Origin of the sequence: Natronospira sp. (assembly GCF_007134575.1) — a bacterium.
Lineage (GTDB): Bacteria > Pseudomonadota > Gammaproteobacteria > Natronospirales > Natronospiraceae > Natronospira > Natronospira elongata.
In genome coordinates, this window is the sequence record NZ_SLKM01000240.1 from 1 (window position 1) to 9,804 (window position 9,804).

Genomic DNA, 9,804 nt, shown 5'->3' on the forward strand with positions numbered 1-9,804 from the left:
AGCGGATTCATCCGCGATCCGGGCTTCGATGAGCCATTGATCGCGGATGAATCCGCTCCCACGGCGGGGTGAGGAGGATCCTTCTCAGCTCGCCTGGGGTAGCTGGTAGCTGCGCAGACGGCGGGCGAAGTCCTGGAGGTAGCGGATGCCGGATTGCTCGGCTTCGATACACCACTCCCTGAAGCGGGCCAGAAGCTGGTCGTTCTGGGCGGTGGTCTCCCAGATCTCACGCAGACGCTCACGGTAGCTGTACACCGTCTCCAGCTCGTCGTGTTCCTTGAGCAGATTGATCAGGTGGCGACGCTCGCGGGTATCAAGCAGTTCGGGGTCACGGACCAGCAGCTTGCGGGCCCGGCGCATGAAACGCCGGCCACGGTCGTTGAGCGACTCGCGCAGCATGGGGATGGTGACCATGCTGCTGTAATGGCGCAACACATGCAGGCGGTTCTGGATCACGGCCCGCACGGTTTCCAGGTCCATATGATGAGGCTCCACCACCTTCTCGCCCAGAATGGGCTTGGGGGCAACCCGGCGGATCTTCGCCAGGCCCACGGCACTCAGGGCCTTGAGCCAGACCCAGCCGATGTCGAACTCCCAGGGGCGCAGATTGAACTTGGCGGAGCTGGGGAAGGCATGGTGGTTGTTGTGCAGTTCTTCGCCACCCAGGAACAGTCCCACCGGCGACACGTTGGTGGCCGCATCCCGGCATTCGAAATTGCGGTAGCCCCAGTAATGACCAATACCGTTGACCACACCGGCGGCCAGCAGGGGGATGGTCATCATCTGAATGGCCCAGATGGTCAGCCCCAGGGCCCCGAAGATGGCGATATTGATGACCAGCAGGGAGGCCACGCCAAGATAGGAGAAGCGGTTATAGACATTGCGCTCGATCCAGTCGTCGACGGTCCCGCGGCCGTATTTCTGAACCGTTTCCGCCTGTTCGGCTTCCTGCTGATAGAGCTCGGCGCCCTGGAAGAACACCTTGCGCAGCCCCAGGACCTGGGGGCTGTGGGGGTCGTCCTCGGTCTCGCAGCGAGCATGGTGCTTGCGATGCACCGCGACCCATTCCTTGGTGACGATGCCAGTGGTCAGCCACAGCCAGAAACGAAATACATGCCGCACGGCCGGGTGCAGATCCACTCCCCGGTGAGTCTGATCACGGTGGAGAAAGAGGGTCACGGCCATGACGGTGAGGTGGGTCGCCAGCAGGGCGTAGAGAACATAGGCCCAGCCGGGCAGGCCCAGCAGACCGTTGGAAAGCAGATCAAGGAACATTACGAGCAACGACTCCCAAAAAAATCATTCATCAATTGACCATTGTACGCGACCGCGCCCCCTGGGCCAGGCCGCTGGTCAGCAAACCCTAGACCTTCCGCGCCAGTCGAATGTTACCGATCTCATCCAGCCAGGCGGACCAACCGGGGGCCACCCAGGTGGTTCCCACCGGGTCGATGATGCGCAGGGGACCGGACTGGGCCGGCGAGCGCGGCAACTGCTTTCGCTCCAGGGTGACAATACTGGGACCGTCCTCACCCCGCCCCGGTTCCTCCCCGGCGACCGATTCCGTTGCCGCCAGTTGCAGGCCGGGTGCCGGACCGGTGGCGGACAGGCGCAGGCTAACCAATTCCACCGGCATATCCAGGGCATGACCATAGGCCGCCCGATGGGCCTGGTGAAAGTCCTCCGGGCCAAGACCCTCTTCGCCCCAGTCCAGGGTCAGGGCGTGGGACTGGCCCTGGTAGCGAAGATCGGCCCGGCGCTGGAAATCAATTTCCGAGGCGGCCACGCCGTCCTGCTCCAGCGCCGCACGGGCCTGGGCTTCCAGCTCGCCATAGACATCCCGCATGGCTTCGGGGGCCAGTCGGTCCAGGCGCTCAAGAATGGAGCGGGACAGCTCTCGTGCTGGGGCGGTGACCGTCATGCCCAGGGCCGAGAGGACCCCGGCATGGACCGGCACCAGGGCCCGGTCCATGCCCAGACGCTCGGCCAGGGCACAGACATGGAGGCCGCCGGCACCGCCGAAGGAAACCAGCACGAAATCCCGGGGATCGCGGCCCCGCTCGATGCTTATCACCCGCAGGGCCCCCGCCATGGCCTCTTCCACCACGGTGAGCACGCCCTGGGCGGCCGCCTCCAGGTCCTTGCCCAGAGCCTCGGCCAATGGCTGAAAGGCCCGACGGGCGGCATCGTGATCCAGGGAGAGACCGCCACCGAAGCCGGTCGCCGGGATCCGCCCCAGCAGCAGATTGGCATCGGTCACCGTGGGTGCCGTACCGCCACGCCCGTAGCAGGCCGGACCCGGGTCGGCACCGGCGGAGGCCGGCCCCACCCGCAGCACCCCGCCCTCGTCGAGGCGGGCAATGGAGCCGCCACCGGCCCCGATGGTGTGCAGATCGACCATGGGGACCGGGACCGGCAGATGCCCGTCCCCGGCGGTGATCTGACCGCTGTCCGTGAGCCGAATGTGGCCGTCGATCATGCTGACATCACTGGAGGTCCCGCCCATGTCGAAACTCATCAGACGCTGTTCACCGATACGCCGTCCAAGTTCCTCGGCGCCCCGCAGGCCGCCGGCCGGGCCGGACAGCAAGAGATGGACGGCGCGGGCGGCGGCGGCTGACGCGTCCATCAAGCCGCCCCCGCTTTGCATGATCTGCAGGCGGGCGCCGGGCAGCCCCTCGGCCAGGCGGGCAATATAGTCCGCGACCCGTGGCCCCACATAGGCATTGAGCCAGGTGGCCATGCCGCGCTCGTATTCCTTGTACTCGGGAAGCACCTCGGAGGACAGGGAGATGAAGAGATCCCCGGGCAGGGCCTCGCGGATGCGCTGTTCGTGCTCCTCATTGCGAAAGGAAAAGAGCAGATTGACGGCCACCGCTTCCACATCCTGCTCGCGCAGCCAGTCCCTGAGCGCGCCCAGATCCGACTCGCCCAGTGGGGACAGCTCGCGACCCTCGGCATCCACCCTTGCCGAGACGCCAAAACGGGGCAGGCCCTGCAGCGGCCCCCGATTTACCGGCGGGGTCAGGTCATAAAGCCGGGGCCGATTCTGCCGGCCGATCAGCAGTACATCCTCCAGGCCGGCGTTGGCCACATAGGCCGTGCGCGCGCCCTTGCCTTCCAGCACCGCGTTGGTGGCCACGGTGGAACCATGGGCAATGCGAAGCCCGGCCGGGTCCAGGCCCATCTCCCGAATCCCCTGAAGAATGGCCTCCTCGGGGGCATGGGGCGTGGACAGGACCTTGTGTACACGGACCTCGTCGCCGTCGAGAAGGACGAAATCGGTGAAGGTACCGCCAGTGTCGATGCCGAGAATCATGCCGGGGAGTTTAATGGGGTAAGAAGGTAAGGGGTAAGGGGTGAGGAGAAAGTACATTGAATTGGCAGGCATGGGCGCCTCTGCTATACACTCGCCCGAGCCTTTCTTCTTGCGCGCTGACGACGAGGTGCCATGAGCAGCGACTTGCTGGTGGAATGTCGGGGGCTGGGTCGTGATTACGGCCAGCACAAGGCGGTGGACAATGTCGACTTCTCCCTGGAACGGGGGCAGGTGCTGGCCTTTCTGGGGCCCAATGGCGCCGGCAAGTCCACCACCATGAACATGCTGACCGGCTGCCTGGCCCCCAGCCGGGGCGAGGTGAGAATCTGCGGCATTGATCTGCTGGAGCAGCCGGCCGCGGCCAAGGCGCGACTGGGCTATCTGCCCGAGCACCCGCCCCTCTACCCCGAACTGACGGTGGACGAGTACCTGCGTTTTACCGCCCGCCTGCGAGGCCTGCCCCGCAAGGCACTGGGTGGCGCCGTGGCCCGAGCCAAGCAACGCTGCGGCCTCACTCGCGAGGCCGGCAAGCTGATCGGGCGCCTGTCACGCGGCTACCAGCAACGGGTGGGCATTGCCCAGGCGATCATCCACGAACCCGACCTGGTGATCCTGGATGAACCCACGGTGGGCCTGGACCCCAACCAGGTCCGGGAAATCCGGGAGCTGGTAGGCGAGCTGGCGAGCGATCACGGCATCATTCTGTCCACCCATATCCTTCCCGAAGTCACCGCCACCTGCAGTCATGTACAGATCATGGTGGGCGGTCGTCTGGTCCATGCCGGCAGCCTGGCGGAACTGGAGCACCGTCCGGTCACCGGCCTGCGCGTGGGCTTCGTGCATGCAGTGGATCCCCAGGCCCTGTGGGAGCTGCCGGGTGTGGAGAGCGTGGAAAAGCGTGGTGACAATGAAGTCTTCATTCGCCACAAGGGGCGCGAGGATCTGGCCCCGGCCTGTGCGGAGCTGGCCATCAAGCGTCAGTGGGGACTGCGCTTCCTGGAGCCGGAGCGAACCAGTCTGGAGCAGCTTTTCGTCAATCTGACCAGCGGGGAACAGGAGGCGGCCGCATGACACTGACCATTGCCGCCCGGGAATTGCGCAGTCTGTTCCTGTCACCGCTGGCCTGGATCGTGCTGGCAGTGACCACCTTCATTCACGCCTGGATCTTTCTGGTCCAGGTCGATCTGTGGACCGATCAGTTGCAGCCGGCCTTTGCCGGCCAGGCGGAGGCGCCCGGCGTCACCGACATGATCGCCACGCCCCTGTTCGGCAGCGCGGCCATGATCCTGCTGATGGTGGTGCCCTTGCTGACCATGCGTCTGATCAGCGAGGAGAAACGCAGCGGCAGCCTGCGCCTGTTGCAGTCCTCGCCGGTGGGCAGCCGCCATGTCGTGCTTGGCAAGTTTCTGGCAGTGGGTGCCCTGCTCGCCATCATGGTGACCCTGGTGGCCCTGATGCCATTGAGTCTGTCGGTGGGCACGCAACTGGACCTGGGCAAGTGGGCGGCCGGCGCCCTGGGTCTGCTTTTGATGACCGGTGCCTTTGCCTCGGCGGGCCTGTATTTCTCCAGCCTCACCCGCCAGCCGGTGGTGGCCGCCATTGCCAGCTTCGGTCTGCTCATTCTGCTGTGGATGATCGACTGGGCCGCGGATGCCGAGGCCGGTGCCGGTGTGGTGGAGTATCTGTCTGTCATCGGCCATTTCCAGAACATGGCCCGGGGCCAGGTTGCCACGTCCGAACTGGCCTACTACGGCCTGTTCATGCTCACCTTCCTGGGCCTTGCCATTCATCGACTGGATAGTGAGCGTTTGCGGCCATGAAGATCGATCGGCGAACCCGTTGGAGCAATCGAGTCCAGCAGTGGACAACCGTGGTGCTGTTGCTGGCGGTGGTGATCGGCCTGGCGCTGTTGAGCCATCGCTATTCCACCAGCTTCGATTGGACCCATGGCGCCCGCGGCAGTCTCTCCGAGCCCAGCCGGGAACTGCTCCAGACCCTGGAAGAGCCGCTGCGTTTCACGGTTTTCCTGGGCGAGGACACCGCCCTGCGGGATCGGGTGCGCACAGTGGTGGATCGTTATCGTCGGGCCGAGGACAGCATTGAGCTGCGTTTTGTGGATCCGGACCGGGAGCCGGCGATCAGCCGCGAATACGGGGTGACCCAGCCGGGACAGGTCTTTGTGGAAGTGGGCGACCAGCGCGAGGAAGTGGACCGCTTCACCGAGGCCGGCATTACCAATGCCATTGCCCGTGCGGCCCGAGCCAGTGAGCGTTATCTGGTCTTTACCCGCGGCCATGGCGAAGCCGACCCCCTGGGTGAGGGCGGCAGCGACCTGGGACAACTGGGCAATCATCTCAAGGAACGGGGCCTGAGTGTGCAGCGGGTCAACATTGCCCGCGACGGCATCCCCGACAATACCGCGGTTCTGGTGATTGCCGGCAGCCAGGGCAACTGGATGGACGGGGAGATCGATCACCTGCGGGATTATCTTGACCAGGGCGGCAATCTGGTCTGGCTGGTGGACCCCCACGGCAGCCCGCCCATGGCCCTGGCCGATCATCTGGGACTGGGGCTGGCCGAAGGGCTGGTCAAGGATCCCTCGGGCCGGGTACTGGGCATCGAAGACCCCGGCATGATTCTGGTCTTTCAGTATGAAGACAACCCGATCACCGGCGAGATTGATGCGGTGACCCTGATTCCCCACGCCACCATGGTGGATGCCTCCGGCATGGACGATTGGGAGCGCCAGTCCATGCTGCGCAGCAGCGGGGAATCCTGGCTGGAGACCCTGGATGGCGACCGCCTTAGCAGTGGCCCCATGCACCTGGGGCAGTTGCTGACACGGGAGCTGGAAACGGAGGGGGCCACCCTTGAGCAGCGAGTGGCGGTACTGGGCAGCCAGGCCGCGCTCAGCAATGCCTACATCGGCAACGGCGCCAACCTGGAACTGGGCCTGCGTCTATTCAACTGGGCGAGTGCGGACCCGGTCAGCCTCAACGTCCCCGTCCGCAGCGCCCCCGATCGGACCCTGGAACTCAGCTCCACCGCCTACACCGTCATCGGCGGTTTCTTCCTGCTCCTGCTCCCCGGCCTGTTGCTGCTTGCCGGTGGCCTGATCTGGTGGCGGCGGGGCTAGTAAGGCACTAGCGCTGACAGCGCGGGCAGAAATAGGTGGCCCGCTGAGCGATGACCGCCCGGCGGATGGCTGCGGCGCATTGCGGACAGGGTTCCCCGGCCCGGTCGTAGACATTGAGCGACTGGCTGAAGTAGCCAGGCATTCCGTCCGAATCCCGAAAATCCCGCAAGGTGGTCCCGCCCTGTTCGATGGCGGCGGCCAGGACCTGCTTGATGCGCGCTGCCAGTTGCCGATAACGGGCAAGGGCAATTCGACCGGCCGGCCGCCGGGGATGGATGCCGGCCAGGAAAAGGGCCTCGGAGGCATAGATATTGCCGACCCCCACCACCGTGGCCGAATCCATGATGAAGCTTTTCACCGGCGCCCGGCGGCCCCGGGACCGGGCATAAAGCCGCTCGGCGCTGAAATCCTCCGACAGGGGCTCGGGGCCGAGCGCAGCCAGGCGGGGATGTTCGGCGAGGGGGGCCTCGGTCCAGAGCAGGAAACCGAAGCGACGGGGGTCGTTGAAACGCAGGCAGTGGCCGTTCTCCAGGACCAGATCCACGTGGTCATGTTTTTCCGGGGCGCGGCCATCGGTGATGATACGCAGGCTGCCGGACATACCCAGATGCCAAAGCAGGCAGCCCCGGTCGGTTTCCACCAGCAGGTACTTGGCCCGACGGTTCACGGCCGTTACCCGCGCGCCCCCCAGACGCCGATCCAGACCGGGATCCACCGGCCAGCGCAGGCGGCTTTCACGCAGCACCAGACCCCGGATGATCTGCTCGCTGAGAAAGGGGGCGACGCCCCGCCGGGTGGTTTCGACCTCGGGTAGCTCGGGCATGGTTACTCAGTCGTCGTTGCCGGGCGGCAGAAGGGCGTCGGCCTCGCGAGCCGGGAATCGGTAGCGCAGGCCGGTGTTGGGGCTGGCCAGGACCAGACCCTCCTCGTCTTCCAATACAAGGAAACGTCGCTCACGACCGTCCACCAGGCGAACCGCCACAGCCGCTCCGTCTGCCTCGCCATCAAAGCCACTCAGCTTCCGGGCCCGGGCCGCCTGCCAGTTCTCGATCAGGCGTTCATTGTCCTCGGCCTGATAGGCCTCGGGCATGGGCTCGAGCCGCCAGCGCCCCTCGTCATCCCGGGTCAGTTCGTGTCCTGAAAAGGTAATGGCCTCGACGGCAGCGCCCGCGGGCAGCAGGCGATGGTCGAGAAACTCCCGGCCAGGCCGGTCAAACTGGAAGTAGACGATCTCATCCACCAGGACGATGTCATCATTGCCGCGCTGCACATAGCGGCGGCGATTGACCGGCTCGCCATCGCCCACGGCCAGACGCTCACCATCCACCTGAATCACCAGCACCGGTTCATCCAGGCCGAATTGTGCCGGCTCCACTTCTTCCAGGGGGTAACGGGCATGCACCGGGGCTCGCAGCAGGGGCAGTAACTGCCCCACCCGCTCCCGATCCGCCGGACCGCTTTCCGGTTCCTCCAGCCACCAGCCCTCATCGCGTCGTGCCATGCGCCAGCGCAGCTCGCCCTCGGCCTCGACAGAAACCTGGGACACCGCCGAGGGGTCCCGATCCAGCAAGGGGGCCTGGCCGGCCTGTTCCCGGCCCGCCAGCCAGAACAGCAGGCCGATCACCACAAGCCCGCCCACCAGGGCAATGTTCAACCGCGTTCTCGTCTGCATGGCAGGAACCTCTGAATACGCCCTGTCCGATCACTCATCCGGAAACGGTGAGCGCTGGGTCTCCACATAGACCTTGAGATAGGTCAGACCGCTCAACAGGTCCGACCCCAGGCGGTCTTCGAACATGATCGCCTGATAGCGACGCAGGGGGTTGAGGCCCACATCGCGGGTCACCCGCCAGGTCACGCGGTAGCGACCCCGTTCCGGCTCGATCTCAAACCGGCCGCGGGCCTCCACATGTGTTCCGAGTTGCAGACGATGAATGATAAAGGCACCCCGTTCGGTCCGATCGATTTCCAGCCGGCCCTCCGACTGCCGACCCTGTCCGCCCTCCCAGACGAACACCGCGCCCTCGCCTTGCTCGGCCCCTTCCTGGCGGGTATTGAAGGTCGGATCCCGCTGTAACCAGGGCAGCCAGCGGGAATAGCGTTTGGGCTGGGTAAGCGTCTGGTAGATCACCAGTTCCGGGGCCTGCATGGCCAATGAGCGCTTGACCGTCTGCTCGGCGGGCAGGAGCATGCCGATGCCCAGTACCAGCACGATCAGGCCGCTGACGACAGCCACGGTAAGCCAGCGCTTTTTTGCCTTGTTGTCCGCTTCCTGGTTCATGTGCCCTGCCTGTGTGGAGAATTTAGCATGAAGGATTGTACGCCAGACTGTAAACTTTCCCATCAGCCAATGGCACGTCCATCGAATCACCACGGGAGAGTGATTGCCATGTACCGTTTGAGCAGTATCTTCATCATCATTGCCCTGTTCGCCCTCACCGCCTGCGCGCCGGACCGGAGCGAACAACCCGAAGCGGTGGAAGATCCCCACTCCTTCGCCAATCCGGCCGAGGTGCGGGTGCGCCATGTCCACATGGACCTGGACGTGGATTTCGAGCGCCGGGTCCTGGACGGCTGGGCCCGACTGGATCTGGACTGGATGGATCGGCGCAGCCGCCGGGTGGTCCTGGATACCCGAGACCTGGAGATTCACCAGGTGGAGTATCGACAGGGGGATGAATGGCGTGAGGTGGATTTCGAGCTGGGCGAGGCCCATCGCCACAACGGCCGCCCGCTGGAAATCATTCTGCCCGCCCAGCTTGAGCAGATTCGCGTGCACTACACCACCAGCCCGGATGCGTCCGGCCTGCAATGGCTGACCCCGGAGCAGACCGCCGGCGGTGAACATCCCTTCCTGTTCAGTCAGGGCCAGCCCACCCACGCCCGCAGCTACGTGCCCCTTCAGGATGCCCCCCAGGTACGGATCACCTACAGTGCCGAGCTGCGTCCGCCGGAGGGCCTGTTCGCGGTCATGAGTGCCGAGAATGATCCCCATGCGGAACGGGACGGGGTCTTCCAGTTCAACATGCCGGAGGCAGTTCCGCCCTACCTCATCGCCCTGGCGGTGGGGGATCTGCATTTCGAGGAGATCAGCGACCGGGTGGGCGTCTATTCCGAGCCCCGTTACCTGGACGCAGCGGTTGAAGAATTCGCCGTCACCCAGCGCATGCTGGAGGAAGCCGAGGCCCGCTTCGGTGACTATGACTGGGGCCGTTACGACCTTCTGGTGCTGCCGCCCAGCTTTCCCTATGGCGGCATGGAAAACCCGCGGGTGTCCTTCGTCACCCCCACCATCATCGCCGGCGATGAAAGCCTGGTGTCCCTCATCTCCCATGAGCTGGTCCACTCC

At 65.2% G+C, this 9,804-nt stretch carries 9 protein-coding genes; 4 read left to right on the plus strand and 5 right to left on the minus strand.

The features are described 5' to 3' along the window. Positions 1-84: 84 nt before the first annotated feature. Together ACJWXQ_RS09465 and ACJWXQ_RS09470 are read right to left on the minus strand one after the other, a co-directional pair. Positions 85-1,275: a fatty acid desaturase gene (locus ACJWXQ_RS09465; protein WP_346052102.1), complete on the minus strand. Its 1,191-nt coding sequence runs from the start codon at positions 1,273-1,275 to the stop codon at positions 85-87. 88 nt (positions 1,276-1,363) lie between these two features. Continuing rightward, positions 1,364-3,391: a hydantoinase/oxoprolinase family protein gene (locus ACJWXQ_RS09470; protein ID WP_406672683.1), complete on the minus strand. Its 2,028-nt coding sequence runs from the start codon at positions 3,389-3,391 to the stop codon at positions 1,364-1,366. A gap of 60 nt (positions 3,392-3,451) precedes the next feature. On the opposite strand from ACJWXQ_RS09470, the gene ACJWXQ_RS09475 reads away from it, so the two are divergent. Genes ACJWXQ_RS09475 through ACJWXQ_RS09485 form a run of 3 tightly spaced genes read left to right on the plus strand, consistent with a single transcriptional unit; the run spans position 3,452 to position 6,455 of the window. Next, a complete protein-coding gene (locus ACJWXQ_RS09475; protein WP_406672684.1) occupies positions 3,452-4,390 on the plus strand; it encodes an ABC transporter ATP-binding protein in 939 nt (312 codons plus the stop codon). After that, the gene (locus ACJWXQ_RS09480) at positions 4,387-5,139 is read left to right on the plus strand and encodes an ABC transporter permease subunit (protein ID WP_346052094.1); all 753 of its coding nucleotides are present in this window, start codon (positions 4,387-4,389) and stop codon (positions 5,137-5,139) included. The genes ACJWXQ_RS09475 and ACJWXQ_RS09480 overlap by 4 nt, the downstream gene beginning before the upstream one ends. Next, a complete protein-coding gene (locus ACJWXQ_RS09485) occupies positions 5,136-6,455 on the plus strand; it encodes a GldG family protein (RefSeq protein ID WP_346052092.1) in 1,320 nt (439 codons plus the stop codon). The genes ACJWXQ_RS09480 and ACJWXQ_RS09485 overlap by 4 nt, the downstream gene beginning before the upstream one ends. A gap of 7 nt (positions 6,456-6,462) precedes the next feature. Here ACJWXQ_RS09485 and mutM read toward each other — a convergent pair whose 3' ends face one another. Genes mutM through ACJWXQ_RS09500 form a run of 3 tightly spaced genes read right to left on the minus strand, consistent with a single transcriptional unit; the run spans position 6,463 to position 8,736 of the window. Next, the gene (gene mutM, locus ACJWXQ_RS09490; RefSeq protein ID WP_346052090.1) at positions 6,463-7,278 is read right to left on the minus strand and encodes a bifunctional DNA-formamidopyrimidine glycosylase/DNA-(apurinic or apyrimidinic site) lyase; all 816 of its coding nucleotides are present in this window, start codon (positions 7,276-7,278) and stop codon (positions 6,463-6,465) included. Between the two features lie 6 nt (positions 7,279-7,284). Continuing rightward, the gene (locus tag ACJWXQ_RS09495; RefSeq protein ID WP_406672685.1) at positions 7,285-8,127 is read right to left on the minus strand and encodes a DUF4340 domain-containing protein; all 843 of its coding nucleotides are present in this window, start codon (positions 8,125-8,127) and stop codon (positions 7,285-7,287) included. Positions 8,128-8,157: 30 nt separating this feature from the next. Next, complete coding sequence (locus ACJWXQ_RS09500) at positions 8,158-8,736, minus strand: hypothetical protein (RefSeq protein WP_346052086.1); 579 nt, start codon at positions 8,734-8,736, stop codon at positions 8,158-8,160. A 108-nt stretch (positions 8,737-8,844) separates the two neighbouring features. On the opposite strand from ACJWXQ_RS09500, the gene ACJWXQ_RS09505 reads away from it, so the two are divergent. Next, the coding region (locus ACJWXQ_RS09505; protein WP_406672686.1) for a M1 family aminopeptidase/hydrolase at positions 8,845-9,804 on the plus strand (960 nt) is incomplete at its 3' end.